15 protein-coding genes are annotated in these 17,523 nt (G+C 47.9%); 11 read left to right on the forward strand and 4 right to left on the reverse strand.

Annotated features, from left to right (window positions below):
- Window positions 1–196 precede the first annotated feature (196 nt).
- Window positions 197–673 (reverse strand): RNA polymerase sigma factor, encoded by a 477-nt coding sequence (locus F4V51_RS04930; protein ID WP_162009896.1) that lies wholly within the window; start codon window positions 671–673, stop codon window positions 197–199.
- Window positions 674–1,256: 583 nt separating this feature from the next.
- Between F4V51_RS04930 and F4V51_RS04935 the strand changes: the two genes are divergently transcribed.
- Window positions 1,257–3,599 carry a rhamnogalacturonan lyase gene (locus tag F4V51_RS04935; RefSeq protein WP_153980566.1) on the forward strand — a complete coding sequence of 781 codons (2,343 nt, stop codon included), beginning with the start codon at window positions 1,257–1,259 and terminating at the stop codon, window positions 3,597–3,599.
- 215 nt (window positions 3,600–3,814) lie between these two features.
- Here the strand turns inward: F4V51_RS04935 and F4V51_RS04940 are convergent, their stop codons facing one another.
- Window positions 3,815–4,426, reverse strand: a complete 612-nt coding sequence (locus F4V51_RS04940) for a histidine phosphatase family protein (RefSeq protein ID WP_236146695.1) — start codon at window positions 4,424–4,426, stop codon at window positions 3,815–3,817.
- Window positions 4,427–4,603: 177 nt separating this feature from the next.
- Here F4V51_RS04940 and F4V51_RS04945 point away from each other — a divergent pair, with 177 nt between their 5' ends.
- A complete protein-coding gene (locus F4V51_RS04945; protein ID WP_153977103.1) occupies window positions 4,604–5,614 on the forward strand; it encodes an AraC family transcriptional regulator in 1,011 nt (336 codons plus the stop codon).
- 189 nt (window positions 5,615–5,803) lie between these two features.
- Window positions 5,804–7,309, forward strand: a complete 1,506-nt coding sequence (locus F4V51_RS04950; RefSeq protein WP_153977104.1) for an alpha-glucosidase/alpha-galactosidase — start codon at window positions 5,804–5,806, stop codon at window positions 7,307–7,309.
- A gap of 84 nt (window positions 7,310–7,393) precedes the next feature.
- Here the strand turns inward: F4V51_RS04950 and F4V51_RS04955 are convergent, their stop codons facing one another.
- On the reverse strand, window positions 7,394–7,888 hold the full coding sequence (locus F4V51_RS04955) for a hypothetical protein (RefSeq protein ID WP_153977105.1): 495 nt from the start codon (window positions 7,886–7,888) through the stop codon (window positions 7,394–7,396).
- Window positions 7,889–8,082: 194 nt separating this feature from the next.
- On the opposite strand from F4V51_RS04955, the gene F4V51_RS04960 reads away from it, so the two are divergent.
- From F4V51_RS04960 to F4V51_RS04985, 6 genes are all read left to right on the forward strand, one after another.
- Window positions 8,083–8,439, forward strand: a complete 357-nt coding sequence (locus tag F4V51_RS04960; RefSeq protein WP_110756034.1) for a PadR family transcriptional regulator — start codon at window positions 8,083–8,085, stop codon at window positions 8,437–8,439.
- A complete protein-coding gene (locus tag F4V51_RS04965) occupies window positions 8,439–9,131 on the forward strand; it encodes a permease prefix domain 1-containing protein (protein ID WP_153977106.1) in 693 nt (230 codons plus the stop codon). Before F4V51_RS04960 ends, F4V51_RS04965 begins: the two co-directional genes overlap by 1 nt.
- A complete protein-coding gene (locus F4V51_RS04970; protein WP_153977107.1) occupies window positions 9,128–9,685 on the forward strand; it encodes a DUF4825 domain-containing protein in 558 nt (185 codons plus the stop codon). The genes F4V51_RS04965 and F4V51_RS04970 overlap by 4 nt, the downstream gene beginning before the upstream one ends.
- Window positions 9,686–9,817: 132 nt before the next feature.
- Window positions 9,818–10,588 carry an amino acid ABC transporter substrate-binding protein gene (locus tag F4V51_RS04975; RefSeq protein WP_153977108.1) on the forward strand — a complete coding sequence of 257 codons (771 nt, stop codon included), beginning with the start codon at window positions 9,818–9,820 and terminating at the stop codon, window positions 10,586–10,588.
- A gap of 109 nt (window positions 10,589–10,697) precedes the next feature.
- A complete protein-coding gene (locus tag F4V51_RS04980; RefSeq protein ID WP_095288749.1) occupies window positions 10,698–11,357 on the forward strand; it encodes an amino acid ABC transporter permease in 660 nt (219 codons plus the stop codon).
- Between the two features lie 33 nt (window positions 11,358–11,390).
- Entirely contained in the window at window positions 11,391–12,146 is a 756-nt protein-coding gene (locus F4V51_RS04985) for an amino acid ABC transporter ATP-binding protein (RefSeq protein WP_153977109.1), read from the forward strand.
- A gap of 59 nt (window positions 12,147–12,205) precedes the next feature.
- On the opposite strand, the gene F4V51_RS04990 is transcribed toward F4V51_RS04985, so the two are convergent.
- Entirely contained in the window at window positions 12,206–12,757 is a 552-nt protein-coding gene (locus F4V51_RS04990) for a hypothetical protein (protein ID WP_153977110.1), read from the reverse strand.
- Between the two features lie 486 nt (window positions 12,758–13,243).
- On the opposite strand from F4V51_RS04990, the gene F4V51_RS29360 reads away from it, so the two are divergent.
- Window positions 13,244–15,352: an RICIN domain-containing protein gene (locus F4V51_RS29360; protein ID WP_153977111.1), complete on the forward strand. Its 2,109-nt coding sequence runs from the start codon at window positions 13,244–13,246 to the stop codon at window positions 15,350–15,352.
- Between the two features lie 123 nt (window positions 15,353–15,475).
- Complete coding sequence (locus F4V51_RS05000; RefSeq protein ID WP_153977112.1) at window positions 15,476–17,485, forward strand: CotH kinase family protein; 2,010 nt, start codon at window positions 15,476–15,478, stop codon at window positions 17,483–17,485.
- Window positions 17,486–17,523: the final 38 nt, after the last annotated feature.

A 17,523-nucleotide genomic window follows, 5' to 3' on the forward strand; every position in this document is an offset into this window, starting at 1 on the left:
CTCCCAAATATTAGTCGATTCGTAAGTTCGTCCATATTTTATCACACCAAAATCTCACATAGTCATAACAATTTGTAAAAAATACCTCGAGTTTTGTAAAATTGAGCCATTAGTCATACGTCAAAAGGAGAATATACGATAAAAGCTTACATCCTCTGTTTATTTTTGCTCTTACCTAATCTGAAAAAGCCATCTCTTAGGAGATGACTTTGGCACGTATGCGTTTTACGGCATGGAATACCGAAGATTTGATCATGCCTTCACTGCGATTGACGATCTGAGCGGTTTCCCTGATGCTGTATCCATGAATGACGCGCAGCTCCAGGATTTTGCGATGTTCGGGATTACGGATGACGGAGAAGAGATCGTTGACACTCTCGGTGATCTCCAGTTCGGATAGGTCACAGTGGTACGTAGGGACGTCAAGCCTGCTATCCCGCTTCATGGTTCGCGTTCGTTTGCGGAAGGTGTCCAGAGCGAGGTTGTAAGCAATCTTTTTGAGATAGTAGAGCAGTCGATCTTCAGGGATGTCTGCATGAACGTTCATAAGCCGAATGAAGCATTCCTGCGTCAGATCTTCCGCATCTTGAGGCAGCCTGACGATATGGGATAAATACCGTGTGATTTCTGATTTATAGTTAACATAAGCGTTGTTAATTGTTGTGCTGTTCATGTGGTGTGTGTCTCCTTTAATTACCGTCTGCATATCCGTTCCGGTTGGTGCGATTCGATTGTCAGTATAGCGAGAGGATGTCTCCAAAGCGCACCAAACTTGTATCTAACTTGTAACAATCGGAGCGTAGCGACTTTTACAACCCGCATCAAGGTTGAGACCACTAGATTTAAAATGAGACTTCGATGGACATGTGAAAGGTAGTGGAGGAGACGAAGTCGATTCTGGACTTTTTTTGAAATGAGTCTCAATAAAACACTGAATATTGATCGTTTTGAACGGATATTTGCCTATGTCACAGCGGAAAGGGTGTCTATAATAGTACCCGTTGGGCGGGAATGCCTGCTTAGAATGGAAATGAGGAATGGAAGGAGGACAGTGCTCTGGAAGTCGATTCAGTGGTTGATCGGCTCTACTTTTGTAAGCGCAATCATTATGTTGTGGCGACCTGTTCTGTTCAAAAATAAGATAAGCATCACCTATTCTGTCTCAAGGAGAGTGAAGGTTGATGAATTCCAAAACAACAGTAAGGGTACATAAGGAAGAGTTTCCCCGTGTACAGACCAATCGACGGAAGATGCGTATGCCGCTTGCGGCCAAGGTGTTATCCTCGGCGCTCAGTGTAGCCTTGCTTATTGCGGGAACCGCAGGGACAAGCGGAGCAGCGGCTTCGAATGGCAGCAGTGCATCAGAGGCTAGCCTTCAATCACACAAGGGGGGCGGTTCGTTGAAAGAGATTCAGCTCGAATATTTGGATCGGGGGCTGGTGGCAGCATCCACGTCCGAAGGTGTTTTTCTAAGCTGGAGGTTACTTGGGGACGAGGCAACGGGGTATAGCGGCAAAGGGCTGACAGGCACGAACTTCAACGTATACCGCGATGGCAAGAAGATTGCTACCGTTACGGACAGTACGAACTATATCGATCCCGCAGGAAAATCGTCTTCCCGCTATGAAGTAGCCGCTGTTAACAGCAAGGGAAAGGAAAGCAAACGCAGCAGCTCCGTCAAGCCGTGGGCGAATGGCTATATGGATATTCCACTGCAAAAACCCGCTGATGGGGTTACACCTGCTGGCGAAGCCTATACGTACTCCGCGAATGACATGAGCGTAGGTGATGTGGACGGAGACGGCCAATATGAATTTTTCGTCAAATGGGACCCTTCCAACGCCAAGGATGTATCTCAAAAAGGCTACACCGGTAAAACGTACATCGATTGCTACACCTTGGACGGCCAGTTGTTGTACCGAATTGATCTCGGGGTCAACATCCGTGCGGGTGCTCACTATACACAGATGCTGGTTTATGATTTTGACGGGGATGGCAAGGCAGAATTAATGTTCAAGACCGCTCCGGGAACCAAGATTATCAAATATAACAAAAAGGGAAAAGTGACGTCCGAGAAATATATAACACTGCCAAAAGAAGACCGCAAAGCAGGATACACCAACGAAGACGACTATCGTTTAAGTGCTGATGGTTACTATGATCATGTGGTCGACATGTTCAAAAACTGGCACAAACACGAGGAGGTTGTGAAGGGGAACTGGCCTGCTACGCTGGAGGAGGCTTTTGGCATAGAGAAGAAGTATGCCTATCCATTGTCCCAGCAGGATGCCGAGAGTCTGGCTGATTACTTCATCGATGTCTATGCGCCAAGCCGCAGTGACAAGAACGAGCTGCGCAAATTCGAAGGTTTTATCGTAGATGGACCTGAGTATGTGACCGTGTTTGAAGGGGAATCCGGCAAAGAGCTCGAGACCATTCCTTACGAGCCGGAACGTCATGATGACGGTCTGATGTGGGGCGATTATGCCATGGCACGGATCGAGCCGGGTAACCGGGTGGATCGTTTCCTCGCAGGCGTGGCGTATCTGGATGGCAAGAGACCATCTGCTGTCTTTGCACGTGGGTACTATACACGCTCGACGATGGTGGCTTATAACTGGGACGGCAAAAAGCTCAAACGCGAATGGAAAGTGGACAGTGGCTGGACACCGATGAAAAATCCGTTCAACGACGGACCACATGGTGTAGATGGCACAGATCCGGAGTACGGCTCCATTACAACCCAAGGCGCTCATTATTTCAGTGTGGCGGATGTCGATGGAGATGGTAAGCAGGAGATTATTTACGGTTCGGCCACGATTGACCATGACGGCAGTGTGCTGTACAGCTCAACCGATCTGATGCCTGCTGAAAGTGCTGCACCCGGAACGATTGCCCGCCTGGGTCATGGGGATGCACTGCATGTGGCAGATATTGATCCGGATCGTCCGGGACTTGAAATCTTCATGGTACATGAAGGCGGTCCGTGGGCTCCATATGGATATTCCTTGCGGGATGCCAAAACGGGAGAAGTCATCTATGGCGGCTATACAGGGAAAGATACCGGGCGCGGGATGGTTGGGGATGTAGATCCTACTCGCCGGGGCTTGGAGACATGGGCCGTAGGATTGTGGACAGCCAGTGGAGAGAAAATAAGTGATAAGGCGCCTGGTACGAATATGAATATTCGCTGGGCAGCAGATATGACGACTCAGATTGTAGACGGAGCGATTGATGTGACTCCAACCATCAAGGATTGGAATCGCGGCACGCTGCTGACCGCCACAGGCACATTAACCAACAATCACACCAAAGGTACGCCATCTCTGGTGGCCGATATTTTCGGGGATTGGCGGGAAGAGATGCTGGTGAGAACCGAGGACAGCTCGGCGATCCGCATCTATCTGAGTACGGAGAAAACGGACCGGAAGCTGTACACGCTGATGCATGACGCCATGTACCGCGTAGGTATTGCCGGACAGAACAGCGGTTATAACCAGCCTTCCTACCCGTCCTTCTACATGGCATCGGATATCGACTGGTCGAAGGTAACGCTGCCCAAGTTCTCCACTCCCCAATCAGGCAAGGGTGGAAAGTGATCAGGCTCAGATTAATGAAAACAGGTTTCTAATAAACCTAGCTCTGGAATATCCCGGTGTGTCTTGGCACATGAGGGGTTCCAGAGCTTTTTCACGTAGGATCGTAAGAAGAAGTAGGAGGACTGGATCGATAACTCATCCAATTGAGGGACACTATATCCAGTCGAGGGGCACTATATTAGAGCTATCAGAGCTATCAGAGCTATACCCTTATCTCATGTCAAATGTTCAATGGACGCGAATGCTTCAATCTGGCAGTTCCCTTTATCATAGATTAGCTTGGTTATGGAACATTCGGGAATAAGACGGTTTTGTACGGTTTTAAAATCAGGATGACAGACGTTCAGCTCTCGCTCGGTGAACGCCTGAACCAGGAAATCGGTAATAAGTCCGCCATGGGTAACCACGATGATGTGACGGTTTGCCGGCTCTTCATTGTGCAATTCGGCCAGTAGGGAGGCCAGTCGTTGACCCGCTTTTTTGGCCGAGTCACCCACAGGCGGGATGTAATCCGGATCAGACGTGCACTGGTCCCACATCGCGATAAATTGCTCGAAGGTCTGGTCAGGACAATCGCCCCAATTGGCACGCTCTCGCAAGCGGGAATCCTCGGCTACAGGAGAGCGAGTATACAAGGCAATCCTTTCGGCAGTTTCTTTTGCTCTTTGAAGGGGACTCGTAACAATTTTGGTGATGGGGAAAACAGCCTTGGCCAAATGCCTTGCTGTTAACTCCGCTTGTATGATCCCTTCAGGAGTAAGGGGTACATCACCGATACGCCTTTCTTTTAAACCGTGTCTCACGAGATGGAAGATGGTACTCATCATACACGACCTCCTTATAGGATGGATAATAGGTGCGAATCGAATTAGGTGGTTAACTAATTATATAATTATCTAATTAAAGTAAGCAATCTATTTTGAAGCATAAGGAGTTTAAAACCACCTTGCAGAATTGCTACAATGGAGAAAAGTGAGGATCGCTGCATCAACGGAGGTATGGACATGAGCACGAAACATTTTACGGGAAGCCTGTTTCAGGAGGAGCTGCGAACAGCGGACTGCGGGCCGCGATTCTACGCGTACTATTATAAGCAATGGGACAATTACAGCATGGCCTATCACCATCATGATTCGACTGAAATCATGTATATTATTTCGGGGATATGCAGGGTGGATGTGCAGATGCCAGATGGGAATTCGGAGCAGGCTGTGTTGAAAAAGGGGCAGTTCATTCTGCTGGATGCAGGTGTTCCGCACCGTTTACTGGTCGAGGATGGTGTTCCATGCCGGATGTTAAATGTGGAGTTTGGCTTTGCCGGCTCGGCGCCTGGACAACCCTCTATTCGGCAGCTCGCTCAGGAAGAGGAGGAAGTCGGTACCTTCTTAACGCACGCCTCGCCTTACATGGTACTGCCTGATCCGGAAGAGGTATACCACATTATGAAAAGCCTTGTACTGGAGCTGGATCAACGCGGCCTCATGAATCACGGCGGGGCTGCGATCCCGATGCGAATCATTCCTTCTGATGAACGATCCCACCATCGCGAAGCCAGGAATCTCAAGTCACCGGAACAGGGTACGCTGGTGCGTACACTGTTTATCCAGCTGCTGGTCCGGGTTGCACGGCTGCGTGGGGAGATGAGCCGGAGTGCACCGGATCAGTCAGAGCTATATGTTAAACGAACCATTGAGTTCATGCATCACAACATGGATCGCAGCATTCAGATGAAGGATATCGCGGCAGCGGTCAATCTGCATCCCGGCTATCTGCATCGCATTTTTCGTCAGCACACCCGGCGGACCCCAACGGATTATCTTACCATGCTTCGAATGGAGAAGGCCAAGATGCTGCTGCAGCAGACCAACATTCCGATCTCGGAAATTTCGGAGTATGTAGGCGTGGGCAGTCGTCAGTATTTCCACATGTTATTCAAAAAATATACAAGCCGGACTCCAGTTGAATATCGGTCCATGATGGAGAGACATGTCAGCCAGTACCCAACAGAGGAATGAGCGGAGCATGTTATTTTTAGCCAAGATAAAGGTGTTTCATTGGATAATATAAGTTAGGATTTTTGACAACCTCATCTGGAACTGGTCATGATTTTGATAACGCTTCCTCAATGACCGTTGATACAATGATCTCATGAAGTGAGGTCATTAACCGAAACGAAACATTTCGGATTACGGGAGGACATGCGAATGTCGTTTAAAGTAGCATTTATCGGGGCAGGGAGTATCGGTTTTACAAGAGGTTTGCTGCGGGATTTGTTGACGGTACCGGAGTTTAACAACATAGAGATTGCGTTCTGCGATATTAATCAGCACAATCTGGACATGGTGACAGAGCTATGCCAGCGGGATATTCGCGAGAATGGACTCCAGATTCAGATTCAGCCTACCACGGATCGAAAAGAGGCGCTTAAGGACGCGAAGTATGTACTGTGTACAATTCGTGTTGGAGGGCTGGAGGCATTTGCAACCGATGTGGACATTCCACTCAAATATGGTGTGGATCAATGTGTCGGCGATACGTTGTGTGCTGGAGGCATTATGTATGGGCAGCGCGGAATTGCCGAAATGCTGGACATCTGCAAAGATATTCGGGAACAGAGTGCACCGGACGTACTGCTTCTGAATTATTCCAACCCGATGGCTATGCTAACGTGGGCTTGTAATAAATATGGCGGAGTTCGCACCATCGGATTGTGCCACGGTGTGCAGCATGGACATCATCAGATTGCAGAAGCATTTGGATTGAAGATGAATGAAGTGGATATTGTGTGCGCGGGTATCAACCATCAGACCTGGTACATCAAGGCTTCTCATGAAGGCAAGGATCTTACAGGTGATTTGCTTGAAGCTTTTGAAAAACACCCCGAGTACAGCCGTACCGAGAAAGTCCGGATCGATATGCTGCGCCGCTTCGGCTACTACAGCACGGAATCGAATGGGCACCTGAGCGAATATGTGCCATGGTACCGCAAACGTCCAGAAGAGATTCAGGACTGGATTGATCTGGGCAACTGGATTAACGGAGAGACGGGCGGGTATTTACGCGTTTGTACAGAGGGCAGAAATTGGTTCGAGACCGATTTTCCCAATTGGATGAAGGATGAACCGATGCAATTTGTTCCGGAAAAACGTGGCGGAGAACATGGTTCATACATTATAGAAAGTCTGGAAACGGGACGCGTATATCGCGGACACTTTAATACAGTGAATAACGGCGTAATCTCCAACCTGCCGAATGATGCAATCATTGAAGCACCAGGATATGTGGATCGCAACGGGATCTCGATGCCGCATGTCGGTGACCTGCCACTGGGTCCGGCTGCGGTATGTAATGTGAGTATTTCGGTGCAGCGGCTTGCGGTTGAAGCGGCTGTACACGGAGACGACAAGCTGCTTCGTCAAGCATTCATGATGGATCCGCTTGTCGGTGCCGTGTGTAATCCAAAAGAAATTTGGCAGATGGTTGACGAAATGCTGGTTGCTCAGGCGAAGTGGCTGCCGCAATATGGTGAAGCCATTGCATCCGCAGAAGCCAGACTTGCTGCCGGTAATCTTATTCCTACGAAGGAATATGAAGGTGCAGCACGTCTCAAGGTGAAAACGATCGAAGAGATGCAGCAGGATCGTGATGCAGCGAACAAAAATGCGGGTGAGTCCGATAAGGGGAAAGACCGCGAGAAAGTGCAGCAATAATCGTAAGATTCATCTGGTCAGAAAATAACCTGAACATTAGCCATGACAAGGCTCACTCCAATGTGTTGGAGTGGGCTTGTTTTTTTATTTTTTCTCCACAAGATGAACAGCAAAAGCAAACGAAGTATCTCCTAGGGAGACATTAGAGTCTTTAGGAGAGGACCAGCGGGCAAATGCTCCATAATAGTGAATGCCTGTTTCCTGTGCCAACTGGAATGATCCTGCTTTCAATGAGACGCGATGAGCTTTTCCATCCACATATTCGACTAAAGTAAATTCATCCGGGGCAACGTCAGTACCCATATTAATGGATACATCCTCTCCCACTAGTAGAGTAACAGGAGTTATTCCTTCCAGCAGCTCCAGGTCTCCTGCGTAGTCGGCACACAAGCCCTCCCAGCAATAACTTCCCTGTACAGCGGGGATGGGGCTGCCGCTCACGGATTGGATGATGGGTGTAGGAAGTTCCGTTGGCAAGTTATTGCGAAGACTTGTTCCTGAAGGGTTATTTTCCACGTTGTTCATGTTGTACTGGTTGGTATTGCATCCGGACAATAGGAACACAGATCCAAGCAGCATAAGGGTAGTCCAAACTCTCATTGAATGTATGAAATTAATCTCAAACACCTCCCCAATATATTCCATACGAAAAACAGCAAGGGAATGTTGCTCAGTAGAATGAGTATATACATCACAACACATATTACCTTTACACACATAGTAATATGTCTTATAGTATACACAGGAATGAAGAAAGTCGGTGAGTGGGACAGATGGATGAGCAAGCCATTAACAGTGATTTAATTCGGGGTAACATTGACCCCATTATTCTAAGTGTACTTATACCGGAGGATAACTATGGATACAGCATTATCAAGGAGATCTACCGGAAGAGTGGAGAGCGGTTCGAACTCAAGGAACCTACGCTGTATTCAAGTTTGAAACGACTAGAGAAGGGCGGATATGTTGAATCCTATTGGGGGGGAGAGACACAGGGAGGACGCCGTAAATATTACCGGATTACTGTGGATGGACGTGAAGTTTATAAGCAGCAGGTCCAAGCTTGGCAAGCAGCCAAAGCGCTTATCGACTGCATGATTATTTCCGCTCAAGAAGGAGATGAAAGGTAATGACAATGGAAGCTCGTATTACGCGCCATGTGAATCGTCTTTTTGAACAAGCGCAGGACACTCAGGCCAACCGGGAATTAAAAGAAGAGATTCAGAGTAACCTTACAGCAAGAATTGAAGATTATGTGGAACGGGGAATGGATGAGGATCAGGCGTTTCAGAACGCAATTCAGCATGTAGTCGGCTTGGATAATATTTTTACCGGTAACCACCGGGTGCAGCGGGTTCCTTATTGGACGGCTGTTTTACAGTCGGCTCTGATCTACAGTTTGATCGCCTGGATTATTACGATTCCAATGAGAGTACTTGTTGAAGGGAATGTATTAAACAACTTGCTCATGATGGTCAGCTTAATTGTTGGTGGAACGTATGTATTTTACATGTTGAAGAACAAAAACAATCATCCGGGCAGGGAAGACATCACAGTTATTCGCACGCCACTCTTAATGCAGTGGGCGAGAAGATTGTGGTGCATATGGGCTGGCTTCATCTTGGTGCTGTGGGGAACACAGGCTGCAGTGCGCTTTGGCAGCAACCTGTGGTATAGCAGGCCGATCCAGGTAGAAGGGCCGTACCAGTTTGCCGTAATTGCAATTGCATTCGCCATTCCCTTATTAAGCGTTATTATTCCTCTCGTCGTGCACAGAGCATATCGTATCGTTAGCAAGTATGAGGTGGGTGATGTAATATGACGATAAAAAATAAATGGATTATAGCTCTCGTTGCAATTGGCATCATTGGCTTCATTATTGTAGAAGGTGTTGTTAATCCGAAATTGGAGGCCGAACAAGCGGAGTACGAAGCGGAGCAGCAGCATCCAATGACCCATGACTTTGCCGCATTACAGAAATATCACAGTCCATACATGGGGGATTTCTCCAATCTTAGTCATTTGAATCAGGCATTGCCATTACATGATCAATTGAACGGATACCAGTTGTACCCGGAAACCTTCACGGCTCAAGTCAACTACAGCCTGGATACGAGTGAAATGGACACGGCAGATCTTGAGCAAATACTCGTATATAATGCGACTGCCAATTTTGTGCTAATTGATAATCTGGAGCAGGTTGTATATCAGTTCAAGGATACTAGCCATGCATTAAGCCGTGAAGCAGCTCAGCAATGGGCGGGCACGGAGTTGAAGGCACTTCAGGACCCAGTCCAATGGGATTCCGTAGTACGCTCGAAGCTGGAGAAACCAGCAAAAGTTCAAGAGGCATTTTCACAAATTGTTGACAATTGAGCTGCATGAAAACGTAGGAAATAGGCAAGACACTCGACTCTTCTCCCATGCTATGTTATTATAAGGCTCTGATAACGTGGTAACGAACTAAAGCGTTTGGGTTTTGGTTACAGACATGGAGGGGTTCTAGAGATGAGAAAAAAAGCGATATTCCTATTATTCATCAGCGTATGCATGATCATTGTGGCAGGTTGTTCGAGCTCGGGAAGCAAGGACGACAACTCCATTGTTGTGGGGATTGATGACAAGTTCGCCCCAATGGGATTCCGGGATGAACAAAATGAAATTGTAGGCTTCGACATTGATTATGCCAGAGCTGCAGCGGAGAAAATGGGTAAAGAAGTGACCTTTCAGCCGATCGACTGGTCTTCCAAAGAATCAGAGCTGAACAGCGGCCGGATTGACATGATCTGGAACGGGTACACGATTACGGACGAACGCAAGGAGAAAGTGCTGTTCACGAAGCCGTATTTGGAAAACAGTCAGGTTGCGATTACACTGGCCGATTCCCCAATTACGAAGCTGGATGAGCTGGATGGCAAAAATGTGGGATTGCAGGCTCTGTCTTCAGCGGCAGATGCACTCGCAGCCAGTCCACTGAAGGACAAAGTGAAGGCTTCCGAATTCAAGGATAACGTTCTTGCACTGACGGATCTGAAGACGAAACGTCTGGATGCCGTTATCATTGATGAAGTGGTGGCAAGATACTACATGTCGAAGGAAGAGGGTACGTTCAAATTGCTGGATGAATCCCTTGCACCGGAGCAATATGGTATTGGTATCAAAAAAGGTAACGAGGAACTGCTCAATCAGCTGCAAAAAGCATTGGATGAACTGAATGCCGACGGAACGGCTGCCGAGATCTCAACCAAGTGGTTGGGTGAAGACAAGGTATTGAAATAGACAGGTTAGCGCCTGACATACGATCAGAAACCAATATGACCCCGTATTCCTCTTGGAGCATCGACTCCATTGGAGTGCGGGGTTAACAGATTAGAGGAGACAAAAAATCATGAGTTGGGATTATATATCTACTATTTTGAAACCTATGCTTGAGGGAGCCCAGACAACGATCTTTATGTTCTTGCTCGCCATCGTGCTGTCCATACCGCTTGGATTCGTGGTCACCCTGGCGATGAGAAGCCAAATTAAACCACTGGCATGGATTGCACATACGTACGTCTATGTCATGCGGGGAACACCACTGCTTCTACAGGTACTATTCTTCTGTTTCGGTCTTCCGCTGCTTCCTGTCATTGGCGATTACCTGGTGTTTGATCGTTTCGTTGCTGCGGCAATTGCATTCATTCTGAACTATGCGGCGTACTTTGCCGAAATTTTCAGGGGGGGTTTGCTCTCCATCGACAAAGGGCAGCATGAAGCTGCACAGGTTCTCGGCTTAACCAAGTGGCAGACGATGACCAAAGTCATTATTCCACAGATGATTCGGGTCGTATTGCCTGCAACGGCGAATGAGTCCATTACTTTGATTAAGGATACGGCTCTGCTCTATGCGGTTGCGGTTCCTGAATTGCTGTATTACGCCCAAGCCGCGGTCAACCGGGATTTGCAGCTCATCCCATTTTTCGTTGCAGCGATCATGTATCTACTCATGACATTGGTGCTCACACTGCTGTTCAAAGCGCTGGAGAAGCGGTTTTCATTTGAATAAATTAAATCTGATTAATCAAAGGACTGTCTGCATATGACACATATTATAGAAGTGAATCAGTTAAGAAAATCATTCGGCACACTTGATGTACTGAAGCAGGTAACCTTTAATGTGACACCGGGTGAAGTCATTGCCGTGATTGGCCCATCAGGCTCGGGCAAGAGTACGATGCTGCGCAGCCTGATTCATCTGGAGGATATCTCCGGTGGAACGATTCGCATTCAGGATCAGACACTGGTTGATAATGGCCGTTATGCAGGGACTGCGGAAATTCGCAAAATCACGGATCGGATGGGGATGGTGTTTCAGCACTTTAATCTGTTCCCGCATCTGACTGTACAAGCCAATCTGGAACTCGCACCGAAGACGTTGAAAAAGGAAAGCAATGCAATTATTCGGCAGCGCAGCCTGGAACTGCTCGGTAAAGTCGGGCTGTCCGACAAGGCGGACGCCTATCCGGCCAATCTGTCCGGTGGACAGAAACAGCGCGTAGCCATTGCTCGTGCACTGATGATGCAGCCGGACATTCTGCTGTTTGATGAGCCGACGTCAGCACTCGATCCCGAGTTGACTGGAGAAGTGCTGCGAGTCATTAAAGACCTCGCACAGGAGAATATGACGATGATGATCGTTACCCATGAGATGAGCTTCGCTCGCGATGTTGCGGACCGGGTTTTCTTCATGGACAATGGCGAAATTGCTGAAGAAGGCCCGCCGGAGCAAATCTTCGGCAACCCCAAGCTGAATCGCACTCGCACCTTTCTTCAGCGGGTGGAAATCGATTCTTAAATCAAAAAAAAAGTGGTGCTCCATTATACATGGAGCACCACTTTTTTTATGAGTTCATTTTAAGAGATGTACCCGTCGAACAACCACTCCCCTTCGGGTGAGCGTATGAAGGAAAACTCGTACTCGATCGTTCCCTCAGAACCTTTTGTCGTCATCGTTCGGGCAATAAAAAGCATGAAGTGATCTGAATCCTTTTGATTATAACCTCTGAACTCGAACTCATCCCAAAGTATGCTCTTGATAAAATTAGCTTCATAAGAGGAATCTCCATGCTGAACTACCAATGCATTTCTGCTAGTAGCAATCTCCACATTGGGAGAAGATACAGACTCGATATATGCGGTATCTTCTGATTCCATGGCAGCCATAAGTTTAAACGTCATATTCAGGGTTTCTCTCAGGTTTGTCCTGGTTTCCTCGTCATTTACGCTTTCCTGTAGGCGAGTAATTTGCTCCTGTAGGCGAGTGTTCTCTTCTCTGAGTTCCTTGATGGTTTGGGTCATTTCGGCAATCTGCTCGCTCAACTGAGTGTTCTGGGCAGGTGCACCGGGTTCACTGCAGCTTGTTAATAGGAAAGCGGCGGATACAAGTAAAAGACATCTTTTATACATGATAACCCTCCTTATACTGGGAAATAGTAACATATCTTCTCTGCGTTTACATGATTCGATCGACTCTAGATATCAGTGTGAGTCATATCTATTTTCAACCAATTCACGTGCCGCTGAGCAGTTTAAAATAAGGAAAAGTTTAATAGGGGATAGATAAAGATTGTATAATTACAAATTTATTAATATACATATTTATTTTCCATAACGACATTAATCCCCTTACTTCGACAAGGATATGCTTTTATTATGAGGTGGAGTATAGTGTTCGAATCCAGAATCGCTATGCAGCTTAGCATTATGAGAGGAGGTTAATATATCCATTCATAAAGTAACAAAAGTACGTTCCATTTAAAAATGGATTGCAAAAGAGAGAGAAATTATTTTTTATCATATATATGAAAGCGCTTTACTTGTTAGATAAATAGAAGAACATAATTCTTAACACGCAATATAAGCAACCTATTATGAAGGGAGATCGATTCAATTATGCAACGTGTATACAAGCTATGGAACAAGCTGAGCGCAATGATGCTCTTATTTGTGCTTCTGGCTGTCAGCATGGGCAGTGGGAATGCACTAGGGGCCGCAAGTTCATCAACAACTTCGAATACAACCCGGGTGTCTGTGCATGACCCTTCCATTTATTATGATTCGTCCACGAACAAGTACTACATTTATGGATCTCATCTGGCTCAAGCCAGCAGCACGGATCTCCGAAACTGGTCTTACGAGGGAACGCAGGGGTATGCCAACAGTACCTTGTACGCACCATCCACCTTTGAAGGGTATTATTACATCAAAAATAAAAATAGCAGCCTCTACCTGGATGTCGCCGATGGCTCGTCTGCCGACGGGACAAGCATACGGCAGTGGTCCTATAACGGCTCTGATGCGCAGAAGTTCAGAATTATGCACTACGGCAATGGGGACTACTATCTCCTCACCGCCAACTCGGCCTATAAAAGTGCCATCGACGTTAATAGCGGCTCAGCTGCCGATGGAGCTCTCATTGAGCAGTGGGCCTATTGGGGCGGTACGATGCAGTTGTTCCGGATCCAGCAAAATGCGGATGGCTCCGTTGCTTTCCTGACCAAGGCTTCCGGTTATACTGGTGCGCTGGATGTGGCAGGTGGCAGCACGACTGCTGGCGCCAATATACAGCAGTGGAACTACTGGGGCGGAGAGATGCAGAAATGGGAGCTGGTCAAGGCAGGCGGTACCGGTAATGCCTCCCGCAGCTCGGGAGCTGCCTTGACATCTGCCTTGGCCGTTTCCTATGCATGGGCTGGATATAATGACCAAGACAGCTCTGGTGGTCATGCGGTATGGGCGCCTGCATCGCCAATCTACAATGCTTCATACACATGGGCGGACGGTTCCAAGGGAGCCTACATGCTGTATTACTCCACTTCTTCCACCTATATTCGCTCAGCTATCGGATTCGGTGTATCCAAATCCGTGAAGGGGCCGTACGAATACATCGATACGATTATCTACTCTGGATTCACAAATGGGAGCAATCCAATTACGACCACGTCCTCACTTGGAACCAAAACCGTAAACACGTGGTATCAGCATACCAACATTCCTGAGCTGATCGACAAAGGCAGTCTGTCCGGCACGCGGAGCGGTTGGTTCTTGAGCAATGGAGGCTTTAACAATACTCTGTTCCCGAATGCCATCGACCCTACCTTAACGTACGACAGTTCCGGAAAGTTGTGGATGAGCTACGGGTCTTGGTCAGGAGGAATTTATATTCTGCAAATTAATCCGGATACCGGACAGCCTATCTATCCGGGATCAGATAACGGCAATACCGACCGTTATTTCGGCAAGCGTATTGCTGGAGGTTACGGTAAAACAGGAGAAGCTCCCTATATCGTTTATGACAAGGGTGCAGGGTATTACTACCTATATGTAACCTACGGCGGTCTGGCCAATGAAGGTGGTTACCATATCCGCTTGTACCGTTCTGCGACAATCGACGGAACGTATACCGACGCTGCGGGTAATCAGGCCGTATATGCCTCCGCTTCAGTCGACCAGTCGACTCGTGGCATAAAACTTTTTGGTAACTATGCATTCTCAGGCATACCGCTCGGTTACAAATCAGGAGGGCATAACTCTGCTTTTGTAGATACGGATGGTGCAAGGTATTTGATCTACCATACCCGGTTCAATAACGGGACCGAGTATCATGAGGTTCGTGCGCATCAGCAATTCCTGAACGCCGACAAATGGCCGGTGACGGCCGTATACGAGTTTTTGGGAAGCAGCATCTCGTCCACGGGTTATAGCACAAGCGACATGACGGGAACGTATCAGTTCGTCAACATGGGACTGGATGCTTCCATCAGCGGTGTGGGCATGCTGCCTACCCAAAGCGTGACGCTGAATTCCAATGGTACGATCACCGGTGCAGTAACCGGTACGTGGTCCAATACTGCCGGTACGTATTACTGCACGATGGTTATTAACGGTGTGACCTACAAGGGCGTATTCTTCAAACAGAAAAATGAGTCGGCCAGTCATAATGAAGTCATGACCTTCTCGTTGATCGGGTCCAACAATCAATCGATCTGGGGGTCCAAATAGGATCACCCACCCATTAGTCGATATATCCTCGGACACATTTAAGATTCATTAAAGGTTTGTCCTCTACGATGGTTCCTATAAGCCTCAGGTGCTTAACAGAAACCAAGAAGGAGGATGTATCATTTGAATAATTTACTACAAAAAGTTGCAGTAACGGCACTGTCTGTGACGATGGTAACGTCGTCATTCGGCTTGGTCGTTAGCCCTAACGCTGCGTATGCCGCAGAGGATACGGCGGCGACAACGACCAGCACAGGCATTACGCAAGCTTACGAATCATTATTCCAGACAGATAATGTCATTGATATCAACGTTACGATTGATGATGCAGATTGGGAGAGCATGCTTGAAAGTCCGCTCGATAAGGATTACAAGAAGGTCAGCGTGGAAGTGGATGGCAACAAGCTGGATAATGTCGGTTTCTCCACCAAAGGCAATCTGACACTGAAGTCGGTAGCATCCATGGAAGATTCGGACCGTTACAGCTTCAGACTGAAGTTTGATAAATACGATAAAACGCAATCCCTGCTTGGCCTCGATAAAATGGTATTGAACAACAACTACGCGGATCCATCGTACATGCGAGAAGTTCTTCACTATGAAGCGCTGCGTAGTATCGGTATGGATGTACCGATGACGAACTACGTCAACCTGTACGTCAACGGCGAATTGGTTGGTTTCTATACAGGTGTTGAAGCAGTGGATGACAGCTACCTGGAGCGGAACTACGGTGAAGATTACGAAGACGGTGTCCTCTATGATACCGACGAGAGAAGTTATCTTCAATATGAAGAGGGCAGCGACTACAGCACACTCACTGAAGATTTGGGTACGGACGAGAATAAAACCAAACTCAAAAACTTTATCAAAACGCTGAATGACATGCCTGAAGGAGAAAAAGGCGATATCGAGAGCGTGCTCGACGTTGATTCCGCACTTCAGTATATCGCGGGAAACATGGTTTTCGGCAACTATGACAGCTATAACGGCGACAAAGGGCATAACTACATGCTCTACAGCGATGCCGATGGCAAGTTCACGGTTGTACCTTGGGACTTTAACATGTCCTTCAATGGGTATTCGGGTGGAGGCGGACGTGGAACAACGACAACCGGATCCACTACGACCAATACCAATGCAACGAACGTATCCGTGGACGAGCCTGTACTTGGCATAAGCATGGAAAATGTACCGATGATTAACAACCTGCTTGCCGTGCCGGAGTATAAGGAAAAATACTTGAGCTACGTCAACGAGTTGACGGATTACCTGGAAGGCATCCAAGACCGTATTACAGAACTTGCTGATGTCATCCGACCTTATGTAGAAGCAGATCCAACCAAATTCTACACAACCGAACAGTTCGAATCCAACATCGCTTACTCTGCTAACGCAGATGCAGCTGGCGGCATGGGTGGAACGCCACCGGAAGGGTTCGAAGGCATGACGCCGCCAGAGGGCATGGAGGGTATGACGCCGCCTGAAGGTTTTGAAGGAATGACACCTCCAGATGGAACGACACCACCTTCGCAGCCGGATGGCACCAGCGGAACAGAACCAACAGATGCGGCAGGGAGCACAGGAAATACGCAGGCACGTCCCGGCGGTAACTTCGGCGGTGGCGGAGGTATGGGCTCCATGGCAGCAGGATCGCTGACGACGTTTGCCCTGAACCGACTTGCGAACTTGCAAGAGCAGCTCGGACGCGAAGTGACACCGCTGCCTGAGACTACGGAAGATGCAAGCTCGGAAACTTCTACTGAAACGGGAACAACAGACCAAACCATTACCGTTACTTTGGATGGCCAAGCCATTTCGTTCCCGGATCAGGATCCGCTGGAGCAGAGCGGCCGGGTGATGGTGCCTGTCAATGCCATTCTTGAAGCGCTGGGTGCCGAGGTGACTTGGGACAAAACGGCGAAGACGGTAACTGCCGTTCTGAACGACCAGACACTCGTACTCCAGATTGGAAGCAGTACCGCAACGGTGAATGGCGAGACGCTTGATATCGATGCACCAGCCATTATCCTTAACAGCCGTACACTGGTTCCTGTACGCTTCATCTCTGAAGGATTGGGACTGACTGTCGATTGGGATCAAACGGCAGCACAAGTAAGTCTTACATCCAACTAAAAAGTATCTTCTTTATAGACCTTAGTCCATGGAGAACG

The organism is Paenibacillus xylanilyticus (assembly GCF_009664365.1).
Classification (GTDB): Bacteria; Bacillota; Bacilli; order Paenibacillales; family Paenibacillaceae; genus Paenibacillus; species Paenibacillus xylanilyticus_A.

Excerpts from the sequence above, each read along its gene's own strand:
- F4V51_RS04980 (WP_095288749.1), top strand. The coding sequence starts at position 10,698 with ATGAGTTGGGATTATATATCTACTATTTTGAAACCTATGCTTGAGGGA.
- F4V51_RS04935 (WP_153980566.1), top strand. The coding sequence starts at position 1,257 with ATGCCGCTTGCGGCCAAGGTGTTATCCTCGGCGCTCAGTGTAGCCTTG.
- F4V51_RS04975 (WP_153977108.1), top strand. The coding sequence starts at position 9,818 with ATGAGAAAAAAAGCGATATTCCTATTATTCATCAGCGTATGCATGATC.
- F4V51_RS04960 (WP_110756034.1), top strand. The coding sequence starts at position 8,083 with ATGGATGAGCAAGCCATTAACAGTGATTTAATTCGGGGTAACATTGAC.
- F4V51_RS29360 (WP_153977111.1), top strand. The coding sequence starts at position 13,244 with ATGCAACGTGTATACAAGCTATGGAACAAGCTGAGCGCAATGATGCTC.
- F4V51_RS04945 (WP_153977103.1), top strand. The coding sequence starts at position 4,604 with ATGAGCACGAAACATTTTACGGGAAGCCTGTTTCAGGAGGAGCTGCGA.
- F4V51_RS04985 (WP_153977109.1), top strand. The coding sequence starts at position 11,391 with ATGACACATATTATAGAAGTGAATCAGTTAAGAAAATCATTCGGCACA.
- F4V51_RS04965 (WP_153977106.1), top strand. The coding sequence starts at position 8,439 with ATGACAATGGAAGCTCGTATTACGCGCCATGTGAATCGTCTTTTTGAA.
- F4V51_RS04950 (WP_153977104.1), top strand. The coding sequence starts at position 5,804 with ATGTCGTTTAAAGTAGCATTTATCGGGGCAGGGAGTATCGGTTTTACA.
- F4V51_RS04930 (WP_162009896.1), bottom strand. The coding sequence starts at position 673 with ATGAACAGCACAACAATTAACAACGCTTATGTTAACTATAAATCAGAA.
- F4V51_RS04940 (WP_236146695.1), bottom strand. The coding sequence starts at position 4,426 with ATGATGAGTACCATCTTCCATCTCGTGAGACACGGTTTAAAAGAAAGG.
- F4V51_RS04970 (WP_153977107.1), top strand. The coding sequence starts at position 9,128 with ATGACGATAAAAAATAAATGGATTATAGCTCTCGTTGCAATTGGCATC.
- F4V51_RS04955 (WP_153977105.1), bottom strand. The coding sequence starts at position 7,888 with ATGCTGCTTGGATCTGTGTTCCTATTGTCCGGATGCAATACCAACCAG.
- F4V51_RS04990 (WP_153977110.1), bottom strand. The coding sequence starts at position 12,757 with ATGTATAAAAGATGTCTTTTACTTGTATCCGCCGCTTTCCTATTAACA.